15 protein-coding genes and 1 pseudogene are annotated in these 21,869 nt (G+C 59.8%); 1 reads left to right on the forward strand and 15 read right to left on the reverse strand.

Annotated elements, in window-relative coordinates; all coding sequences use genetic code 11:
- Positions 1 to 310: 310 nt before the first annotated feature.
- The 15 genes from ACQKEN_RS21570 to yaaA form a co-directional block, all read right to left on the reverse strand.
- Positions 311 to 1,135, reverse strand: a complete 825-nt coding sequence (locus tag ACQKEN_RS21570) for an SDR family oxidoreductase (RefSeq protein WP_427688598.1) — start codon at positions 1,133 to 1,135, stop codon at positions 311 to 313.
- A gap of 33 nt (positions 1,136 to 1,168) precedes the next feature.
- The gene (locus tag ACQKEN_RS21575) at positions 1,169 to 1,633 is read right to left on the reverse strand and encodes a multidrug transporter (protein WP_427688600.1); all 465 of its coding nucleotides are present in this window, start codon (positions 1,631 to 1,633) and stop codon (positions 1,169 to 1,171) included.
- A gap of 185 nt (positions 1,634 to 1,818) precedes the next feature.
- Positions 1,819 to 3,273, reverse strand: a complete 1,455-nt coding sequence (locus ACQKEN_RS21580; protein ID WP_427688602.1) for a mannose-1-phosphate guanylyltransferase/mannose-6-phosphate isomerase — start codon at positions 3,271 to 3,273, stop codon at positions 1,819 to 1,821.
- A 196-nt stretch (positions 3,274 to 3,469) separates the two neighbouring features.
- Positions 3,470 to 4,126: an alginate O-acetyltransferase AlgF gene (locus ACQKEN_RS21585; protein ID WP_427688657.1), complete on the reverse strand. Its 657-nt coding sequence runs from the start codon at positions 4,124 to 4,126 to the stop codon at positions 3,470 to 3,472.
- A 33-nt stretch (positions 4,127 to 4,159) separates the two neighbouring features.
- Positions 4,160 to 5,335 carry an alginate O-acetyltransferase gene (locus tag ACQKEN_RS21590; protein ID WP_427688603.1) on the reverse strand — a complete coding sequence of 392 codons (1,176 nt, stop codon included), beginning with the start codon at positions 5,333 to 5,335 and terminating at the stop codon, positions 4,160 to 4,162.
- Between the two features lie 10 nt (positions 5,336 to 5,345).
- Positions 5,346 to 6,908 carry an MBOAT family O-acyltransferase gene (locus ACQKEN_RS21595; RefSeq protein ID WP_427688605.1) on the reverse strand — a complete coding sequence of 521 codons (1,563 nt, stop codon included), beginning with the start codon at positions 6,906 to 6,908 and terminating at the stop codon, positions 5,346 to 5,348.
- Positions 6,909 to 7,138: 230 nt separating this feature from the next.
- On the reverse strand, positions 7,139 to 8,275 hold the full coding sequence (locus tag ACQKEN_RS21600; protein ID WP_427688607.1) for a mannuronate-specific alginate lyase: 1,137 nt from the start codon (positions 8,273 to 8,275) through the stop codon (positions 7,139 to 7,141).
- A 7-nt stretch (positions 8,276 to 8,282) separates the two neighbouring features.
- Positions 8,283 to 9,722, reverse strand: coding sequence for an alginate O-acetyltransferase (locus ACQKEN_RS21605; RefSeq protein ID WP_427688609.1), 1,440 nt, complete (start codon positions 9,720 to 9,722; stop codon positions 8,283 to 8,285).
- 13 nt (positions 9,723 to 9,735) lie between these two features.
- A complete protein-coding gene (gene algG, locus ACQKEN_RS21610) occupies positions 9,736 to 11,370 on the reverse strand; it encodes a mannuronan 5-epimerase AlgG (RefSeq protein WP_427688611.1) in 1,635 nt (544 codons plus the stop codon).
- Between the two features lie 27 nt (positions 11,371 to 11,397).
- Positions 11,398 to 12,903 (reverse strand): alginate export family protein, encoded by a 1,506-nt coding sequence (locus ACQKEN_RS21615; protein WP_427688613.1) that lies wholly within the window; start codon positions 12,901 to 12,903, stop codon positions 11,398 to 11,400.
- Positions 12,900 to 14,312, reverse strand: a complete 1,413-nt coding sequence (gene algK / locus ACQKEN_RS21620; RefSeq protein WP_427688615.1) for an alginate biosynthesis TPR repeat lipoprotein AlgK — start codon at positions 14,310 to 14,312, stop codon at positions 12,900 to 12,902. The genes ACQKEN_RS21615 and algK overlap by 4 nt, the downstream gene beginning before the upstream one ends.
- Before the next feature lie 2 nt (positions 14,313 to 14,314).
- Positions 14,315 to 15,487: a PilZ domain-containing protein gene (locus tag ACQKEN_RS21625; protein ID WP_427688617.1), complete on the reverse strand. Its 1,173-nt coding sequence runs from the start codon at positions 15,485 to 15,487 to the stop codon at positions 14,315 to 14,317.
- Between the two features lie 53 nt (positions 15,488 to 15,540).
- Positions 15,541 to 17,022 (reverse strand): mannuronan synthase, encoded by a 1,482-nt coding sequence (alg8, locus tag ACQKEN_RS21630; protein WP_133772052.1) that lies wholly within the window; start codon positions 17,020 to 17,022, stop codon positions 15,541 to 15,543.
- Positions 17,023 to 17,151: 129 nt separating this feature from the next.
- Positions 17,152 to 18,468 (reverse strand): nucleotide sugar dehydrogenase, encoded by a 1,317-nt coding sequence (locus tag ACQKEN_RS21635; RefSeq protein WP_427688619.1) that lies wholly within the window; start codon positions 18,466 to 18,468, stop codon positions 17,152 to 17,154.
- Between the two features lie 997 nt (positions 18,469 to 19,465).
- Positions 19,466 to 20,245, reverse strand: coding sequence for a peroxide stress protein YaaA (gene yaaA / locus ACQKEN_RS21640; protein WP_427688621.1), 780 nt, complete (start codon positions 20,243 to 20,245; stop codon positions 19,466 to 19,468).
- Positions 20,246 to 20,428: 183 nt separating this feature from the next.
- On the opposite strand from yaaA, the pseudogene ACQKEN_RS21645 reads away from it, so the two are divergent.
- A pseudogene (locus ACQKEN_RS21645) lies at positions 20,429 to 21,604 on the forward strand (polysaccharide deacetylase family protein); the annotation flags it as partial.
- Positions 21,605 to 21,869: the final 265 nt, after the last annotated feature.

The following is a 21,869-nucleotide window of genomic DNA, read 5'->3' on the forward strand; positions in this document are numbered from 1 at the left end:
CTGGAAAAAGGTGAGGTCGTCGAGCAGGGCCCGGCTTGCCCGCGAAGAGGCCGGTGCGTCCGACGCATCTCTGTCGTCCATGCTGACGCCTTCGCGGGCAAGCGCGCTCCTACAGTTGGAGCTGGGCCATGCGCCAGATTTGTGCCGCGCCGGGGGAGGTAGGAGCGTGGCTTGTCCCGCGATCTGTTGCGCAGCGACAGTAAGACCGGCAAATGCGGTGCGTCAGTAAACACTGAGGCGCTTGCGGTTGCTGCCACTTCGCGCCAGTTCGCGGGACAAGCCACGCTCCTACAGAAGCCGGCGGTAGCAGTCAGTATTTTTTATCCAGCTTGAAGCGCTTGCTCAGTATCCATTCCAGCAGTGCCTTGGGCAGCAGCCGTTCCATGAGTGGCAGCGCGCGGCTGCCGTTTCCGGATCGCAGTAATCGCGGTGGATGGCGGCGCTGTACGGCGGTGAGCACGTCGCGGGCGAAATCGGCAGCGGGTGTCGGATTGCCCTGGGACGCGTTGGCCCTCGCGCGGATGCCTTCCCGCCACGGCCACCACGGCGAATCCTGGTGAATCACTTGCTCGGCCTCGTGGCTGGCGTTTCTTGCGAATTGGGTGTCGATGGCGCCCGGCTGGACCTCCATCACCCGAATCCCGAAGGGCGCCAGTTCCATGCGCAGTGCGTCGGTCATGGCATGGACGGCGGCTTTGGACGCGCAATACGCCCCCGCGAACGGCGTCACCAGCACGCCCGAAACGCTGCCGATATTCACCACTAACCCTTTATTGCGGCGCAGCGATGGAAACAGCGCGCGCGTCACCCCGACCACGGAAAACACATTGGTTTCGAACTGCCTGCGCATGGCCTCGACACCGCCATCCAGCAGCGGGCCAATGCCACCATAGCCTGCGTTGTTGATCAGCACGTCGAGCCCTTTGCCGTGTTGATCAAGCTCGGCGACCAGTCGATCAATCGCTGCGCTGTCATTGACGTCCAGGGTGACAGCACGAAAACCCGCCGAGGTCAGCGCCTGCACATCGGCCGGCTTGCGGGCGGTTGTCCAGACTTCATGGCCTGCCGCTTTGAACGCATCTGCCATGGCGCGGCCTATGCCGCTGGAACAACCGGTGATCAACACCACAGACATGGTTCAGTCCTTGAAAAAAGAGAAGGGCGGCGCTCAGCCGGAGAACGTGCCTTGCAGACGTTCGGCACGAAACTCCAGGGTCTGCGGCCGATAACCCGGGCGCAGCGGTGGCATCGGCAAGCAGTCTTGCCACTGACTACCGGGCAACAAGTCCCCCGGCCCGCGATAGCGCGGCGCGGTGTAGGTGTCTTCCGCCAGATTCACGGTATCGCCCGGCGCGTAGGCCGCAATCTTCCAGCGCAGTTCGGTGAGTGAAACGCTGTTGCCGTTATCGATCAGCACCAGCAAAGGGCGACCCGTCGGGCACTGTTGCGGCGCATAGTTCACGCGCAGTTGCAGACGCTCAAGGCGCTGCTCATCGCGGCTGTCTTCCCAGACCACAAACGCCGCCACGATGCCCAACCCAACCGCTGCTGCCAGGGAAACGGGCAGGGCTCTGGAGGGATAACGCAGTAGCAGGACCAGCCAGGTGAAGAGGAGTACGGCGCCGAAAATCATCGTGTCGATCTCGCGATTGCAGATGCGGGCATCGTACCGAAAGGGGAGGGGATTGAGCTAATGATGGTTTATCTGATTCGGGCTCGCTCAGGCATGACGGCACATAAAAAAGCCCCCGAAAACCCTCTGCGGATGGGGAATACGCAGAAAGTTAACGGGGGCTAGTACTACTGGGTGAAGCGGTATTAACGCGCGATGGTCTGGGTCTTCACGCCGGCTTCGATGCCCGGGGTGGAGCGGCCGTAGACGTCTTCGAAACGTTCGATGTCGTCTTCGCCCAGATAGCTGCCCGATTGGACTTCGATGATTTCCAACGGGATCTTGCCCGGGTTGCGCAGGCGGTGAACCGAGGCGATCGGGATATAGGTCGACTGGTTCTCGGTCAGCAGGAACACGTTGTCGTCGCAGGTGACCTGAGCGGTACCCGATACAACGATCCAGTGTTCAGCGCGGTGGTGGTGCATCTGCAGCGAGAGGCTGGCGCCCGGCTTGACGGAAATGCGCTTGACCTGGAAACGGCCGCCCATGTCCACGGAGTCGTACGAACCCCACGGGCGATAGACTTCGAGGTGGTTCTGGGTTTCGCTGCGGCCTTGCTCGTTCAGCGTGTTGACCAGTTGCTTGACGCCCTGAACCTTGTCTTTGTGGACGATCATCATGGCGTCTTTGGTTTCGACGACAACGATGTTGTCCAGGCCGATCACGGTCACCAGTTTGCCGTTGCCCTGAATCATGCAGTTGCGGCTGTCCTGAATAACGACATCGCCCTTGGCAACGTTGCCGTTCTCGTCTTTGGCGTGCACGTCCCACAGGGACGACCAGCAGCCGACGTCGCTCCAGCCGGCATCAAGCGGAACGACGCAGGCGCGCTGGGTTTTTTCCATGACGGCGTAGTCGATGGAGTTGTCCGGGCAGCAGGCGAAGCTCGCCTCGTCCAGGGAGATGCTGTCGCCTTCGTGCTTGCTGCGCTCGAGGGTCAGCAGGCAGTTGTCGTAGATGTCCGGATCGTGCTTTTTCAGCTCTTCCAGGTAACGGCTGGCGCGGAACAGGAACATACCGCTGTTCCAGTAGTAACCGCCGGCCTGGACGAACTCCTGGGCCCGCTGCTCATCAGGCTTTTCAACGAACTGCTGCACGCGGCTGACGCCTTCGGGCAGCAGCGCATCGGCGGTGGACTTGATGTAGCCATAGCCGGTTTCAGGCTTGGTTGCCGGGATGCCGAACAGCACCATTTCGCCGCGCTCTGCCGCAACGGTGGCCAGGGCCAATGCGCGTTGCAGGGCTTTCTGATCGTCGATCACGTGGTCGGCTGGCAGCACCAGCATCAACTCGTCGCGACCTTCGTTGGCCAGCATCATCGCGGTGATGGCAACGGCAGGCGCCGTGTTGCGGCCAAACGGTTCCATGATCACGGCCTGAGTTTCCAGACCCAGTGCGTTGAGCTGCTCGGTAACGATGAAGCGGTGATCCTTGTTGCACACCACAACCGGGTGCTGCATGCCGTCGAATTGCAGGCGCTCCACGGTTTGCTGGAACAGGGTGTGTTCGCCGGTCAGTGCCAGGAACTGTTTAGGAAACTGTTTACGCGAAAGAGGCCAGAGTCGGGAACCGCTGCCACCTGACAAGATCACTGGAATCATTTTGTTTCTCCGTTAAGCAAAAATCGTTCGAATGGGCTGTAGGTCTTTTCGGTCTTTCTGGTTTTTGTCTTGCATCGCCCGGCGCCCTCCTGGCTGTCTGCTTGCTCCGCAGTGCCTGACGCCGAACGCTTGATCCGTGGCAGCGCGGGGGTGACCACGCGCGCTGCCGGCGGCCTCTCGGCCAGATTCAACTGTGTTACTGAGTGCCCGCCGGGCGCTTGACCCAGACTGGCGACAGGCTGCTGCCGCTGCCGGTGACGTAGAGAACGGCGGCTTCACCACGCTCCAGTGCAACCGGCTTCAGGTCAGCGACTTTCTTTTCGCCGTCAAACAGCGCGAAGCTGACTTTGACCGGGTTGATTTCACGCTCGCCAGTGCCCTTGGCAGACACAGCCTTGACCACGTCGGTCTTGCCGTCGGCGGTTTTCAGGGTCAGCGCCTTGTCGCTCAGGTTCTGTACGCGAACCAGGGACTTCTGCTTGTTCTTGAACGGCGGCTCTTCAACCAGTTGCGGCGCGCCGGAGGTGTTGTTGACGATGGTGTAGTAGTGATCGCTGGCCAGTTTCACCGGCAGCGACTGGCTGCCGACTTTGGCGGTGTAGTCGCCCTGCGGCATGAAGCCGAAATCACTGCTGGCCAATGGGCCGATTTCGTTGAGGCTGGTGTTGCCGACGCTGGCGGAGATTTCGCTGCTGCTGGCGTTGTAAACACGCACGAAGGTCGAGCCTTTTGGTGCGGTCGGGCCATACAGGGCGGCGTCGCCACCGGCGAATGCGGAAAGGGATACGAAGCCCAGGCTCGCGGCCAGCACGCAGGTTTTCAGCAGATTGGTTTTGCTCGAACGAACTGGCATTGGGTTCTGCGAAGTCATAGTCAAAGAGTCCTCTCAGTTTTGCGCCCGGGTGGGCGACTTGGAGTTGTTGGCGTTGTCCGCCAGATTCTGTTGGGGGTCACGGGCCTTTTTGAGTTCAGCGATCCACTGTGGGTCGAACTCGGTCAGGTCGTTGTGAGCCGGCAGGTAGCGTTCCGGGAATTCCCAGATCAGCACCTGCGGCGGGCTGCTTTTGAAGGCATCGGTCTGCAGATACTTAAGCATCGGCAGGATCGGGCCATGGCCGTCTTCGGCGTAATTCACGACGTCTGCGTGCAGGGCCTGTTTGAGCGCACCGGCGAAGTTCCAGTTGGGGTTGGCGCTATAGCTGGTGCCGACCAGACCGACTGCGACCGAGTCGTCCGCGAACAGGGCGTCACCGCTTTCGGCGCTAGCCTGAGCCGGGTTGGTGCTGCGCTGCTGCAGGTCGTCCGGCTTGGGCAGCAGGTTGCTGAACAGCGGATCCAGCGGCAGGAAGTTGGTCAGATCGCCCTTGTAGGGTTCGGTCGACTTGGCTTCGGTGACGAAGTTCTGCGGTTCAACGTTCAGCGGTACCTGCTTGCTGATCACGTCACCCAACTGCTGGGCCACGATGTCCGCGCCCATGGGCGTCCAGTGAGTGTCGGTGCGCAGGAACACCTGGCCCTTCTCCTTGGCGCTTTGCAGCGGCGTCAGCAGATCTGGGGCAAGGATGCCGGCCTGATTCACTTGAGCGTGGAACTGCTGATACAGATCGGTGTGCAGCGTGGCCGGTTTGTTGTCACCGACGTGCTCCGGGTACAGACGGGTCTTGGCCGGGATAATCGCCAGAACCAGTTGCGTGCCTTGCTTTTTCAATGTGTCGCGCACGCCCTGGATGATCGCCAGGTTGTCGGCTTCGTTCTGCTCGCTGTTGGCAACGGCGTCGAATTCTTCGTCGGTGTACAGCCACTGGTCTTTACCCAGGATCACACCCGGACGACCTTCGTTGAACACCTTGTAGTCCAGCGCCGCCCAGAGGTTGGTGCCCAGACGCTTGATCGGGAATGCTTCGTCGTAGTGGGTTTCCACCGCTTTGGTCCAGTGACCGTTGAGCACGGTGGTCTCTTTGGACGTCGAGAAACCGATGAAGCTGCGCAGCGACCACAGGCCCAGCACCAGCAGAATCGCCAGGAACAGGAAGATGTAGAGGAAACGTAATGAACGGGTCATGTCAGGCTCCTCAGAACTGGAAGTAAAGGAACGGCGAGAAACTGGCCGCCGAGAGTTTCAGGATCGATGCAACGAACGCCAGCAAGATCAGGGCGCGCATGGCATAGCGCGACCAGTCGGCGGTCCAGTAGGCAGGCTGGACCTGCGCTTCGGTACCGACGATGTAACCCGGTTGATGGATGCTGCCCGGCTTGTCGCCCGGTACGGCCTTGATCAGGCCTGGCTCGGAAGCGGCAGGGCCATCGGCCTGCATGGCTTTGTCGGTCGGCTTGGCCGGGGCGCGGTTGCGGTAGAAATCACGCAGGCCGAAGAAGGCGAGGGTGATGTACGCCACGACCAGGGTCGCCACTTGCAGGCCGGTGAGGCTGGCGCGGTTGAGCTCCGACAGACCCAGATCGCTGAAGCTGAACATGGCGCCGTACATGCGGGCAGCAACGTGCAGGTTTTCCGAGCGGAAGATGACCCAGCCCATGACCACCAGCAGGAAGGTGAAGGCCCAGCGAACAACGTTGAACGTGCGCGGCGCGGTGTTCAGGCCGATGGCTTTTTCGATCGCCAGCCATACACCGTGCCAGGCGCCCCAGACGATGTACGTGATGTTGGCGCCGTGCCACAGACCACCGAGCAGCATGGTCAGGAACAGATTGCGGTAGGTCGCGACCTTGCCGCCACGGTTGCCGCCCAGCGTGATGTACAGATAGTCACGCAGCCAGGTCGACAGGCTGATGTGCCAGCGACGCCAGAACTCGGTGATCGACTGGCTGATGTAGGGCTGTTTGAAGTTTTCCATGAAGCGGAAACCCATCATCAGGCCCAGGCCGATGGCCATGTCGCTGTAGCCGGAGAAGTCGAAGTACAGCTGCGCGGTGTACGCCAGCGCGCCCAGCCAGGCGTCACCCGTCGTCGGGTTTTGCAGGGCGAAGCAATGGTCGGCGACCACCGCCAGCGTGTCGGCAATAAAGACCTTCTTGATGAAACCCTGCATGAACCGCGTGCAGCCTTCGGAGAACTTGTCGAGGGTGTGCGTGCGGTTGTTGAACTGATCGACCAGGTCGCGGAAACGCAGTACCGGTCCTGCAATCAGGTGCGGGAAGATCGCCACGAACGCTGCAAAATCGATGAGATTGCGCGTTGCCGGCGTGTCGCCACGGTACACGTCGATGATGTAGCTGATGGACTCGAAGATGTAGAACGAGATACCGATCGGCAGCAACACGTGGGTGAGGATGAACGGCTCAAGACCGATCGACGTCATCATTGCGTTGATGCTGTCCACGCCGAAGTTGGCGTACTTGAAGTAGCCAAGAATGCCCAGGTCGACCACCACGCCGAGCAGCAGCCAGCGCTGTGCCGGTTTGGTTCTGACCCCGGCAGCGCCTACGCGCAGGCCGATCCAGTAGTTCCACAGCGTCACACCTGCGAACAGCGCCAGGAAGTCCACTCGCCACCACGCGTAAAACACGTAGCTGGCGACCAGCAGCAGCAGGTTGCGATAGCGTTGCCCGCTCAGGTAGTACAAGCCGAGAAACACCGGCAAGAACAGGAACAGGAACACGTTGGATGAGAAAACCATCCTTTATCTCTCCATTTGTCCAACATCAAGGGCCGAAGCCCCCCCAAACCCCCCATGAAAAATGGAGGGGTGAAACGTAAATCCGAACGACCGACGCCGACTCTGTAGGAGCGCGCTTGCCCGCGATGAGGCCAGTACATCCGACACAATTAGGTCGTCTGGAAAATCGCTTTCGCGGGCAAGCGCGCTCCTACAGGTTTTGCATCCGCCGGCAGGTTCCGGCGCGGCTTTTAAGAACCGCCCTTGTCACCCTTTTCATGCGTCGGGTCATAGGTGCGGGTCAGGTCGCCGCCGAGGCGGAAGTTCTTGAACGGTTGCATCTTGTGTTTCTGTTCAAGCACATCCGGGCCGCAGTCATACAGCGAGCAGTACGGTTCCAGCCAGGCGAATTTCATGTCGGTTTTCAGGTCCGTCATGTCTTGCTTTTCGCCATCGCGGGCGGCGAATTCGCTGCCCGAGTTCTTCACGCCCGCCAGCACGCGATCACCCAGACGCTTGAGGGCGCCGTTGTTTTCCTGACGCAGATCGACACCGTTGGCCTGGGCGAAACTCGCGATCATGGCCAGCGGCGGAAGTGCGTAGTTGTGGTACGCCAGCGCACGCTGTTTGCGCTTGAGCTCGTTCGGCAGGAAGCCTTGCGGGTCAACCTGATTGGCGCCGATCTTGAATTCCTTCACCGCCCAGTCGAACAGGTCCTGGCGATTGGTCGCCACTGCCGTAGACATCACGGACCACGCGGCCCAATACGAGTGGTTGTTGGTCTTGTCGAGGGGCAGATTGTTCCAGTCGCTGACGACGTGATCCGCCAGTTTGCTGAACCAGGCTTCGATGACCTGGGCTTCCTGCTGGCGGGTGGCCAGAGGATGCGACTCGGAGAACTTCAGGCGCAGATAGGCGGACGACATGCTGCCCAATGCCCATTTGCGCATCGACTTGCCGGTATGGTTGAAGTCGGTGGACTCCAGCGCATCGGCCTTGGCCCAGGTGGTCAGCATATTAAGGGCGCAATCGAGCTGCTCCGGACGACCGTCACGCATGTACTGCATGACCACTTTGCTGGTGGCGCGCTCCATGTTCGTGATGTCTTTGGTTGCGTCACGGAATGCCTGCTCGGAAGCGACGTTCAACGTGGCGCGGGCCTTGTCCGAGCCTTCGTATTTGCTGCGGAACTGCAGCGGACCGGTGTATGGCTGGGGCATCGAGTCACAGCTGAACTTGCCCTGGCCTGTCTTGAATTTCTCGACCCCTTCGTAGTAACCCTGCGGCGGCACGAGTGTCGACGCAGCGCTGGCGCCGGTGGCGAACAGTGCCGACGACATCATCGCCAGCGACAGAAGGGTGGGGAGCATCAGTTTTGGAGTGTGCATAAGAGCCTCATAACCCGGCTTGCGCGGTTTGATGCGCGACATTCGGGAACACGTTGCGTTTGCATACTTTCGCTTCGACTTGCTGTGGCGCAGCGCCCGCTTCCGGACCCTGCACTTCCAGTGCGAGCAATTGCTGGTCAGCCCAGTCCTTGTCATCGCGCAGTTCGAAGGAGAAGCGCCCGTCGGTTTCAGATGTTTCAGGTTTTTCGATCTTCAAGTCTTCGTGGCGACCGTTCATGTACCAAAGGCGCGCCTGAAGGGTTTTGACGGAGTTGTCGGCGAACTTGATGTCAATCTGATTACTGCCGTTGCGCACATCCTTGATGCCGTTTTTGCCGTTGACCAGCAACTCGTTGATCCCTGGTTTGAGGGTGGTGCTGGTGCTCATGACCGCCGGTTTGCCTTCACAGCCGTTGTCCAGCAGCGACATCATCTGGCGATAGATGGTCTCCTGGTCCAGGCGATAAAGCGGCGAGAATTCCCAGATGAGAATCTTCGGTGGGTGTTTCTGGAAGTCTTCGCTGCCCAGGTACTGCAGCATCGAACCTTCAAGGCCGCCGCCCGGGAAGGCGACGTTCAGCACATCAGCACCAATGTATTCCTGCAAAAAGCCGGAGAAGTTGTAGTTCTTCCCGCTGTGACTGGTACCGACCAGTGTGATTTCCGGGTTGCCGGAGTCACCGAACAGGTCGCCGTCGGCAGCTTCGCCTTTGGGTTCTGTCTCAAACTGGTCCATGTACTGGATGGCATAGCTCGTGCCGCATAATTGACCGGCCATATTGTGAAGAGTGCCCTTCTTGCCCATGCGACCTGACAAGTGGGTCTCGAATTCACGGCGCGGAACACCTGCAAAAGCCTGCATCTTCTTCACGGAATCAGCGACGATTTTCGCCGTGCGCTGAGCGCCATACGGCGTCCAGTGCTGGTCACCGCGGAAGTAGAAATCGTGGGCCTGTTGCTCGTTGGTCAACGGCGACAGGTCCGGCACGGTGTAACCCATTTTTGCGAAACGACCGAGCATGGCCTGGTAGTTACGCAGCGCGGTGTTGTAGTCGAACTTGTCGCGTTCGGCCGGGAACAGCTTGTTGCGATCAACCAGCCCGCGGGTGGGTTGATACACGACCACCAGCTCTACGCCCTTGCTCTTGAAGGCGTCGTGCAGCATTTGCATGCGGCGATAGCCTTCAGGCGTGGTGTCGAATTCGGTGCGCAGGTCTTCACGGGTCCGGAACAACCAGTCGTCCTGGGCCTGAACCAGCGTGGTGAAGTTCTGCTGGTAGCGGCTGACGTAGTTTTTTTCGTCGTGCGCTTCAGGGCACAGACTGCAGCAAGGCTCGGCCGTGAAGCTCGGGGCAGTGGTGTCCGCTGCATACGCGCCATTGCTGGCGGCGAACAGTGCAGCGGTCAGGCCCGAGAGGCTGAGCAATTTGATCAAATGTGCGTGCATAGAAATATCTTCCTCAGTCCCGGAGTTGTTTCTGGCTTTCGACCGGGTCGATCAACACGGCTTTCTGTTGGCGCACCAGCAGATCGAGGATTTCGTCCTGACGGTCGCCCAGTACACCGTTGAAGCTGATCCCGCTGGCTTTGGTCGGTGCGAGCATCGAAACCTTGTACAGCTCGACGCTCAGAGGCGAGTCGATGGACAGCGGGCCTGAACCGTTGGAGGTCAGTTCGCCGCCGACCATGATCAGCGAGACTTCGGCATCGAACGGGTCGAGCTTGATGTCGCGGTCAGTGTCCGAGAGGTCCTTGATGTGGCCGTAGACGCCCATCAAACCGTTACCGATGGCCAGGTTTTCGTACAGCTTGATGTTGGTGCTGTTGCGAACCCGGATGCCGTGACGCTTGTTGGCGAACACACGATTGCCCCACAGCAGGTTGTCGGCACTCTCATACAAGGTGATGCCGTCGGTGTGGTTGCGGTAGATCTCGTTGTACGCCACCAGGTTGTTCACGCTGTTACGGTCAAGGACGATGCCGGACAGGTGGTTGTCGTAGCTTTTGTTGTTGATGATGAAGCTGTCGTTCACCTCACGGGAGACGATGATCCCGTGTTTTTTCTTGGTCCCGTACACCGTGTTTTCGGCAATGATCAGACCGTGGGAACGGTCATGGGGGTCGATGCCGTAAATGATGTTGTCGTGGTAGGTGCTGCCCTTGACCACGAAGTCGCGGGTTTCATAGCAGTAGAACCCGTACCACATGTCCGAGAAGTCAGAATTGACGATCCAGCCGGTCGGCTCGGCGCGGTTCATCTGCGCCTTCATGTTCGGCGTGTACTGGGAAATACTGATGCCGTACGACTTGCTGTTGTTGTAACCCAGGCTCGCCACTTTGGTGTTGAACATGTAGGTCTGGGTGCCGCCCCAGGACAGCAGGAACGGACGGAATTCCTTCGGCGCCTTGTACGTCGACGGGCCATTGGCCTTCTCGTTCCAGCCGGTTAGCTTGGTATCGGACATGAACAGCAGGTTGTCGTTGACCAGAAATGCACCGGCATCCTGAGACAGGCGCAGCTCGGTGGTTTTCTTGTCGATTTCAAAGATGCCGTTCTTGCCGACAACGATCGGCAGACGCGCCAGGAATACGCCCGGCGAGGTTTCGCTCAGGTACTGTTTAGGCACCTTTTTCGCAAGGTCCTGCAACGTCATGTAGCCGTCTTCGATGAAGATCGCCTGTGGGATGCCGTGCTGACGGGCCACCCATTCGGCCATCTTGTTGTCACCGCCGATGAATTCCTTCAGCGAGTCTTCCTGCATCATGCGTTTGATCGCAACCTTGCCCGGCTTGCTGCGCACGATCTTCTTCTGCATGGCCTGCTGGGTGTAACCCGAAAGGTCAGGCAGTTTTGGTTTGTCCATCAACAGCGGCTCGATGGGCGGGCTGCTGATGGTGTAGGTCTTGGCCTGGTGCAGGCCTTTGACCACCAAGTCCTTGCCATCCGCCGGATGCGCCGCAGGGGCGGGAACCGGCAACGGGCTGTTGGCCATGGCCGCAGTGCTGGCGAGCAGCAAGGCGCTGCTCAGCACAGCGCTTTCCAGCAGGGCATAGGGCCATGCCCGGTGACGCAATCTGCTTGCTTGACTGTTCATCTCATTGCACTCCTATCGCGGCTTGCATCAGAAGCGCCAGATGACGTCGACGATGGCGCGGTGCATGTAATCGTCTACACCGCTGTGATACGCATCGCCCGGTTTGAACACGCCTGCACGCAGACGAATCAGCGCCGACGGTTCGTCGAACGACTGGCTTACCGCAGCAGGCAGCAGGCCTTGCTTGAAGTACTTGGTGACGACAAGGTCCATTTCCTGACCCAGGTCCTTGCGGCCGTCTTCGAGCGGCAACGAGGCAAACGTGCTGACGCCATCGGAGTCGACATTTTCCTGGGCAGGGTTGATACCCGCGCCGCCGATGCCCGAGTGGCCGTCGACACGACGGAACTTGTGGTAGATCAGCGAGGCGTCGTACTCGTCCTGCATCTGCCAGGACGCGAACAGCGAGCCCGACTCTACGTTGGCCATTTCGCCCTGGAACGCTTCACCGAAGCGATGCACGCGCGAGCGGGTACCGGTCCAGTTCGAGCGGTTGCTTTCCAGACCGTTCTGCTCGTAGTTCTTGCTGGCGCGGGAGTAGGCGCCGCCCACTTGCCACATCGGGTCCAGACGGAAACGCAGGCCCAGGTCGGTTGCCCAGCCGTTGACGTTTTCGTTGTTCTTCTCGCCGGCCACGTACTGATCGCCAATGGCGTCGTAAGTGGTGCCGATGCGGTCACGATCGCCGGTCAGCCAGGTCAGGCTGCCCCAATAGTTGACGGTGTTCAGGTTGCGGTAGTTGTACGCGTCGCTGTTGGCCTGCAGACCCAGCCAGGTCAGGTCGCCACGCGAAGTCTTGTCCAGGTCGTCGATGGCTGAGCCCTGTTGTTTCAGGCTGCCGCCGTCATGGCTGTGGTGCGCGCGAATGCCTGCCCACTGGCCCGGTGTCCACTGGTATTCCACGTCGCCATACAGGTGCGAGCGATCCTTGTCCTGTGCCGACAGCTCGGTCAGGTCGGTGCGGTATTCGCTGAAGCGCTGGGCGGCGCCCACTTCTGCCTTGAGCAGGGTGGTGTCGAAGGTCCAGTTCACCGCTTCGATGTTGGTGTCGTGCCATTGACCATCGTCATTGCGCAGGCGCTGACGACCGACTTTCAGGATCTCGCCCGGGTAAGGCGTGAAACCGCTGTAGCCGATCCAGAATTCGCGCAGGGCCGCGTAGCTGTCATCCACTTTGCGACTGTTGGACGTGCTGCGTGAACGTTGGGCGCTCTGACCGTTAGCGTCAGTGACCTGCTGATCCAGCGGGTCGGTCTGAATGGTGTCGGTAGCGGTGACGACCTGGCCCATCGCGTAACCGCTCCAGTTGCCCCACTCGCCATAGGCCCATGGACGCAGATCCAGACCGACACCGTTGACGTCGCCACCGCTGCGGGTGCCGAGGTCACGGTCGTCTTCCATCTGGCCGGTCGCTTTGACTTCGATGCCGAAATTCTGAGTGTCGGTCAGGGCTGCCAGTGTCGGCGTGGCCCAGATCAGGGAGAAGCCCAGACCGAATCCGGCCGCCATCAGAGGGTTCAACTTAAGCTTCATAGAGGTGCGTCCCCGCCGTCTTTTTCTTCTTGCAGTGTCTGCAAGGCCAACGCGTTTTGCGCGGTTGTGCCACGGACCTGCTGTTCTCGCTGGAGAAGGCTCTGCGCCTGGGCGCGCTTCTCAGGCGGCAATTGTTCGTTCAGTTGTTGCGCAAGATCCGTCGCTTGCGGTGTGCCCTGAGCCAGTGCGAGCTGGCCGAAGACCCATGCGTTGACCGGATCAGGCTTGATACCCTTGCCTTGCGAGAACAACTGCGCGAGGGCGAAGTCGGCACTGTTTTGGCCGCCGCGTGCGGAGGTCAGCAACTGGTCGACCGCTTTCTGCGGGTCTGGATGGCCCAGATAACCCCGGCGATACAGCTGACCCAGGTAGTAATGCGCGGAGATTTGCGTCGCAGCGGCCTTGGTCAGGTGCTCTTCGGCTTTCTTCGCATCCGGCAAGACCAGCTTGCCTTCGTAATACAGCTTGCCCAGCAACAGTTCGGCGCGCGGTTGATCCGCAGCACGGCCGTTGTCCAGGTATTCCATCATCTTGTTGACGTCACCCAATTCGGGGAAGTCGTACAGCAACTGCGCCAGGCTGACCCATGAAGCGGGGTAACCAGGGGCCACTTTCTCCAGCAGCGATTGCGCGGTTTTTTCGTCCGGCTTGCCGAGGGTCGAATCGCCCAGCACGCGAGCGACGCTGTCGACACGCATGGCAGGCACGCTGCCCATGGCGTAACCGCTTTGCATCTGCTCGATCAGCGCAGCCTGTTTGTCGGCTTCGCCGCGTTTCTGGTAGACCGTTGCCAGCTCGGTGTAGCAAACGTCAGTGGTGCGCAGCGCTTGCTTGCAGATGCTTTCTACTTCTGCCAGATGCTGGTCGTAGGTCCCCTGGGTGCGATACAGCAGCACCTGGGCCAGACCCGCTTCCGGATAACCGCCAGCGCGCCATTCGTTGATCTTCTGCTGCGCATTCACGTTCGGGAACGTGTGCGGGTATTGCAGATAGAGCATCGCCAGCGGGATCAGTGTGCCGGCTTCGCCATTGGCGAACGCCTTCTTCAGCAGGCCTTCGGCTTCACGCTGCTCGGCTTCGGTGGAGTTCGGCTTGACCGCCAGCAACTTGCCCAGGCGCGATTGTGCCCGAGGCGAAGTGGCGGCTGCGGCACGGTAAGTCGCCTCGGCCTGCTTGATCAGCTCCGGGTCGCGGGTACCCACCTGGATATCCGCGAGGCCGACCTGTGCATCGCTATAGCCCAGGTCCGCCAGTTGCCGATAGTTTTGCTCCGCCAGCGCGGTGTCGCCGCGTTTCAGGGCTTCGTTGGCCAGGCGCTGATCGGGCAGGCCGGCACAGCCGCCCAAACCGATAGCGATCGCCAGGCTCAACAATGTAGGGGCTGACAAGCTTCGTAGTGGGCTAGCCATGTTTAGAAACCTGCCGCCGTGGCTTTATCGATCAACCAGTTCAGCGACGGGCCACGAGTGCTCACCACTTCAACCGGGCGACCTGCCAGGCTGCTGTTGATGGCTTCGTCAGGCTGGATCTGAACGCGGATATCGGAAGACAGGTCTGCAGGGCTCAGCGCCGTGGCGCTGACGATCTTGCCGCTGTGGTCGCCGTCTTCGCCAGCGACCTGGAAGGTCACGCGAGCGCCCGGCTGGACGTCTGCGAACTGACGGTAGGTGAAGCGAGCATCGACATTGGCGGCCACGTTGCGCGGGACCATCTGGAAGATCACTTGACCTTTGCTGGCGTACTGACCGTCGGCGACCAGTTGCTTGGCCACGACGCAATCGCAAGGGCTGGTCATGGTGCCGGCCAGTTGACGACCGAACAGCTCTTCGATTTTGGCCGGCTGCATTTCGTCCGGGTCCAGGTTGCCTTTCAACATGTCCAGCATGCTGGTGTTGAAGGTCGCCAGCGGTGCGCCTTTGGCGACGTTGCCGTTGGGCGTAACCAGGCTGGTCACGGTGCCTTCACGGGGCATGGTGACATCCAGGCTAGGCACGCTGACCAGGCCCGACGTGGAGTGGCTGACGAAGTACATGCCGTAGACCGACTTGGCAACGAAGCCGAACGCAATCACGCCGACAGCGAAGATACCGACGCTGAAGGTCACGGCGCGCAGGCGACCGAACGCGCTCATGCCGCTGCCGCTGTCCTTGGATTTGCGTGCCTTGGTGAAGTTGTCGCGCTGCAGGGTCGCCAGCACTTCACCCATGCTGATGAGATCGCCCGACAGGTGCGAAGTGATCAGGTGACGCAGGGTCGAGATGTCCTGGGATTCCAGATTCTGGAACTGGCAGCCGACACGCCCGGTGCTCGAGTCGATGGTGCGCACTTGCAGGTCGACGTCCATGGCCAGACCGAGGTTGTCGATCAGGAACTGCAGACGGCCCTTGATGACTTCCCCGACGCCCGGACGCAGGTTGGCAGGAGCGACAAAGCTCAGACCGCCTGCCGAAAGGTCTTCGACACGCACCAGCGGAGCGTTCGGCTGACCATTGAGCAGTCGCAGTTTGGCCGGGATCTTGACCCGTGCGTGCTGACGCTGGGCTTCGGATTCATGTACGACATTGGCATTCACGGCTGTATTCATGGTGGTAATTCCTGATTAATCGAGTTGATCCATTGTTTCGGTCAGAGGCCCGGTCAGACCATTGTCAGCAGCACGGCAACGAAGATGCTGCCAGCCGAGAAAGTCATGGTCCGCGACGACCAGGTGTTGAACCAACCCTGGAAGCTGGCCATGTCGCGGCTCAGTTTTGTGTCCTGGCGGGTCCAGGACTGTCGGTCGAGACGGAAGAAGACGTAGATCTTCATCAGTGCGCCGACGATCTGGTTGTAATAGAGAATCATCGGATAAGCCGGCCCGATCTTGTGCCCGCTGCACGACAGCAGCAGCGTCAGGATCAGACGGGTAATACCGATCCACAGCAGGTAAGCCAGCAGGTATTCGATACCGAACTTGAGGCTCGCCAGCATGGCAACGGTCAGGCCGAGGATCGACGTCCACATCGACACGCGCTGGTCGAACAGCACGATGCTGGTGAAGATTCCGAGACGACCGAAGCCCAGACCCAGGGCCCGGGAGTTCTGCCGAAGGTTGTTGCCGTACCAGCGGTACATCAGCTTGCGGCTGGCCTTCAGGAAGCTTTTTTCCGGCGGGTGTTCAACGGTGTTGATGGCGGCATCCGGCACGTAGAACGTGTCGTAGCCCAGGCGCATCAGGCTGAACCAGCTGGACTTGTCGTCGCCGGTCAGGAACTTGAAGCGGCCCAGACGCCAGTGCTGCAGCGAATCGCTTTCCACGTCGGCGATGAACATCGGGTCCGTCACCACGGTGGCGCGGAACACCGACATACGGCCGGTCATGGTCAGCACGCGCTTGGACAGCGCCATCGAGCACATGTTGATGTGACGCTGAGCGAAACGCAGCTTGTGCCACTCGCTCATGATGTAGCCGCCGCGTACTTCACAGAACTCGTTGGTGGTCAGGCCGCCGACGTTGCCGAACAGCTGAAACCACGGAACGGTTTTCTGCACGACGCCTTCGGCCAGAACGGTGTCACCGTCGATCACCGCCACCACGGCGCGGTCGTCCGGCATGTGGCGGGAGATGGCGCGGAAACCGAACGCCAGACCGTCACGCTTGCCGGTACCGGCGATGCGCACGAAGTCGAGCTTCACGTGCTCCGGCGGGTTGTACTTGGCCCACAGTGCCTTGACCAGCAGCTCGTCGGACATTTCCACCAGGGAGCACACGATGGTGGTCGGGAAGCCGCAGTTGATGGCTTCGCGAATCACCGAGCTGTACACCTGAGCCGTGGTCAGCGCATCGATACGAAAGCTGGTGACCATCAGGAACACGTGGGACGGATCGGCTGCCTTGCCCAGCTTGCGCACTTTGCGGCGCAGGTGCGGGTAGACGATGTACAGGAAAATCATGCCGCGCACGAAGTGCGTTGCGCCCATCGAGTAACGCCAGATGCCGACGATACCGATCAGGAAAATAAAATCTTTGGAGTGCGAGTCAAACAGCGATGCAGGCAGTGCCATGGCGATGGCTGCCAGCAACGTCAGATAAAACAGCCAACCTGCGGCCTGGAGGAAGCCGTGCTTCAGCCTTTGCATAGTGTGTATCCCTAAGTCAGTTGCAACCTCAAGCCGCAAGCTTCAAACCTCCAGTCGCAGGCGCTGACGCCCGGGACTGGAGGGATGAAGCCTGAAACTTGCAGCTCGTGGCTTGCAGCTCGCTGTGTGTTACCAGCAGATACCTTCGATTTGACCGTTTTCGGTGGTGGTGCCTTTCATGAAGCCCACCAGGTCAATCACACGCTTGCCGGCTGGCGCGCTGTTGGCGAGTGCACGGAAGCGCTCGTCGCGGTTACCCAGGATGATCACGTCGGAGTTGTTGATGACCGCGTCGAAGTCCGAGTTCAGCAGGGACGAAACGTGCGGGATCTTGGACTCGATGTAGTCTTTGTTGGCGCCGTGAACGCGAGCGTATTCGACGTTGCTGTCGAAGATGCTCAGGTCGTAGCCCTTGCCGATCAGCATTTCTGCCAGCTCGACCAGTGGGCTTTCGCGCAGGTCATCGGTACCGGCCTTGAAGCTCAGACCCAGCAGGGCGACTTTGCGAGTGTCGCTGGCGGCGACGATGTCGAAAGCGTTCTGAACCTGGGAAACGTTGCTGCGCATCAGGGAGTTGAGCAGGGGGGCTTCAACGTCCAGGGTGCTGGCGCGGTAGGTCAGGGCGCGGACGTCCTTCGGCAGGCAGGAACCGCCGAAAGCGAAGCCTGGGCGCATGTAGTACTGGGACAGGTTCAGAGCCTTGTCCTGGCAGACCACGTCCATCACTTCACGGCCGTCGACGCCGACTGCCTTGGCGATGTTGCCGATTTCGTTGGCGAAGGTGACCTTGGTCGCGTGCCATACGTTGCAGGTGTACTTGATCATCTCGGCAACGGCGATGTCCTTGCGGATGATCGGTGCGTCGAGTTCTTCGTACAGGGACTGCAGAACGTCACCGGACGCTTTGTCGAATTCGCCGATAACGGTCATCGGAGGATGGTCGTAGTCAGCGATCGCGGTGCTTTCACGCAGGAATTCAGGGTTGACCGCGACGCCGAAGTCGACGCCGGCTTTCTTGCCCGAGCAGTCTTCGAGGATCGGGATGACAACGTTTGCGACGGTGCCCGGCAGAACGGTGCTGCGCACGACGATGGTGTGACGGGTGCTCTTGTCACGCAGTACGAAGCCGATTTCGCGGCAGACCGATTCAATGAAGTCCAGCTCCAGATCACCGTTCTTCTTGCTTGGAGTACCGACGCAGATCATCGACAGGTCAGTGTCGCGGATCGCTTCGGAGAAGTCGGTGGTGCCGCGCAGTTTGCCGGTCTTGATGCCGGTTTCCAGCAACTCGCCCAGACCTGGCTCAACGATTGGCGACTTGCCCTTGTTGATCAGATCGATCTTGGCGGCGGAGATGTCCACGCCAACAACATCATGACCACGCGCCGAGAGGCAGCCTGCGCAGACTGCACCGACATAGCCCAAACCAAAGATGCTGATACGCATAGTAATCTCCTCGATGTTTACGCCATTAGTTGGCTGAATATAAAAACTGTCTTACAACTTTCGCGCACTCGTACGCACGGCAAATGAATGTCGCGTGACAAGCACAGGCAGAATTAAGGGGTGAGTTACCTATATGAAAGGCAAACCCGAATGCTACAGATCAAAAGTGTCGAGTGGCCCATACATATTTATATAGGTTCCCGATCTGGGATGTGGCAGGCACTCCAACGGATGGTTTGCGCGTCGCGCTCAGGCGGTCAAGGACAAGGCTTATGGCCCTCTCCTGGTGAATCAGCCCTGATCACGACTGCGGGCACCCGAATGGTGCTAGCTCAATTTCTCTTCAACTAGTTTGGTGCGTGACTCCTTGTACGTACCACTTGACCGGCGGGTCTTACTTCGTTGAGAAGCAACTTCCAGATCTGTCCATGTGCCATGTAAGAGATGTCCTACATGGGGGACGAGAATTGTTACGGGATGTAGGAGCGTGGGCATTCCCCATAAGTTCCGGGCCGCTCGTCCTCTTTTTGAGATTTTTCGTAACACTCGGTGGATTTCGGCGGGATCCAACACGCAGGCAGTCAAGGTTTGAGCCTTAGTTTATAAGGCTTTCGCCAGCTCGCAGGCTAGAGTGCCACTAGTTCAAATCGGTGGGCCGGAATCTTCAAAAAAAGTTGTTAAATTTTTGAGAAAAAAAAGAGCTGTTATTTTTTGACTGTTAGTTGGCGCCAATTAGTCGGCAGCACTACCGTTCGTCCGCGCAAACTGTAGGTTATGAACTAAGTAAGTGTGGGAATCTGCGAACAGAGTTACTGTTTTTCTTTGCGGTCGGTTGGATGGATAGATGCATTCGAATGACGGGGTTTACCTAGGCGCATCAAAACGGCGAGAGAAGCGCCCTGTGAAATGCACTGAAGTGGGGATCGGGTAGCGTCGCGATGCCCGTCGACTGGTCGAGACAGGCATGCGTTTTGGCGCAGTAGAGGAGAGCTGCAGCTCAGGCGTCTTGCTCGTCGCGCAGGAAAACAAGCTTGTCTGGAGAGGACAGCTCTTTGCTGTATCGATAGCCATGGGCATCGAACTGCGTCAGGTCTTTGGGCTTGCTGATGCGCTCGGAGATCACGAAGCGAGTCATCATGCCCCGGGCTTTCTTGGCGTAGAAACTGATGATCTTGTACTGACCGTTTTTCTGGTCGCGGAACTCGGTTTCGATCACGCGGGCATTAAGGGCCGGACGCTTGACCGCCGAAAAGTACTCGTTCGACGCCAGGTTCAGCAGCACGTCGTCGCCTTGTTCTTTCAGCGCCTCGTTCAGCCACTCGCTGATGCGGTCGCCCCAGAATGCATAAAGATCCTTGCCCCTCGCGTTCGCCAGCTTTGTGCCCATTTCCAGGCGATAGGGTTGCATCAGGTCCAGAGGACGCAGCAATCCATAGAGCCCGGACAACATGCGCAGGTGCTTCTGGGCGTACGTCAGATCGGGTCCGCTCAGGGTGTCGGCGTCGAGACCGGTGTACACGTCACCCTTGAAGGCCAGCAGCGCCTGTTTGGCGTTTTCGGGAGTGAAGGCCGGATTCCAGCTGCCGAAGCGGGCGGCATTGAGACCCGAGAGCTTGTCGGACAGGTGCATCAGCTCGCCGATCTGCGCCGGGGTCAGGTCGCGCAGCTGTTTGATCAGCTCCTGGGAGTGATCCAGAAATTGCGGCTGGGTGTAACGCTTGGTGGTGGGCGGGGTGTCGAAATCGAGTGTTTTGGCTGGGGAAATCACCATCAGCATGGGCAGGTCTCCTTTAATCGTCGGGCGATTCTAGGGGTTGCGTGCGGATCACTCCAGCTATGGTGTCGATAGGCGCGCTCCTGCAGCGGCCGTGTCCGAATCCGGCGTTCTGGCCCAAGGCAAATCCGCTATAGTGCTTCGCCGGTTTTCGGCCTCTTTATCAAGGATTGGGAGCACGTTGTGTTGCGCATGCTGTTATTGATCGGAGCCTGTTTGCTGGGGCTCAACGCACAGGCGGCCACGGGCGATATCGCGATGCTGGATCGCTCGGTCTGGCCGGAGGCTCTGGAAACGCCGCAGCTGTTCGACGTCGCGTCCCGCGCGCAAATTCTCAGCTTCGCCCATCAGTTGCTGGAAAGCGAAAACCTCAGCGACGCCCAGCTTGGCGCGCGCCTGGGTCTGCGCCAGATCAACCTGCCGACGGTCAACCTGATCCGCACACGGTTATGGACGCGCCTGTTCGAGAACTGGACATTCGCTGAAAAAACCTGCGGAGCCGACGCCTCGTTCTGCGTGCTGGTCGACGACGTGCCGATGCTGCGCCAGCGCGCCGCCGAATACAAAGTGGCCGATGATTCCTTCTATGCGCAGTGGGCAGCGCCGGCCGATGCGTTCAACCAGCGTTATCTCAACGAACTCTTGCGCATGGCCGCCTTGTTCCCGCAGACCAGCAGCGAGATCGAGCGCTACAACTCCGACGAACTCAGCGGCGAGGAAATGCCGGACCGGACCTTCCTGCTGAATTTCGAGAGCGGTCCGACCGTCGCTGATGGCGCCACGGACTGGCTGGCTGACTTCATGCGCCAGCAGAAGATCACCGCGACGTTCTTCGTCCTGGGCAAGAGCCTGCAGAGTCGTCTCGACAGCACCTCGGCGCAAGCGCTGCAAAACGTCTACCGGCAGCAATGCGTCGGCCTCCAGGGCTGGGAGTTCAGGTCCCATGCCCACTGGCGTGACTGGCAGGACTCCATCGAGCGTACGGCCGCGCTGGTTCAGCAGGTGCTGCCGGACAATTTCGTGCCGCTGTTCCGCCCGCCTTACGGGCATCGTCGGGCCGACAGTGCGCCGTTCTTCCGTGATCAGCAGCTGCGGGTCTCGCTGTGGAACATCGATTCCCAGGACAGCACCGGACGCATCAGCGCCGAGCAGGCCGCCAACCGCGTGCTGACGCTGATGCTGCTCTGGCGGCGCGGCAATGTGGTGTTTCATGACAGCACGGACAAGCCGCAGCAGGCGGTGCCATGGCTGATGGCCAATACCGCGCAAAGCGGCGTGATGTGGGAGGACTGCCATATCTATCCGCAGCAGTTGGCGGACGAAGAAGATGAGGATGACGAGGCTGACGCGCCGGACGATGACGCCGTAGTGGAGCCAGCCGAGCAGCCGGGTGCAGCGGTTGAGCAGACGGTGCCGCCAGTGAAAGACGGGGAATAACGAGGGGGGATGTCGGAAATTTCTGAGGATTTGTCCCAGACCGGACTTCCGACTGTAAACGCGGCTGACCCATCCGCCAAGGGCTAATTCGCCGCCTGAAAAATAAACTTCAAAAAGCGCCGAAACGCGTTTTTATGTCATCGGTTTTGCGGTATTACGACAACAGACCGCCGAACCCTGCAACACAGGT

Origin of the sequence: Pseudomonas sp. NPDC078416 (genome assembly GCF_050268485.1) — a bacterium.
In the GTDB taxonomy this organism is placed as follows: domain Bacteria; phylum Pseudomonadota; class Gammaproteobacteria; order Pseudomonadales; family Pseudomonadaceae; genus Aquipseudomonas.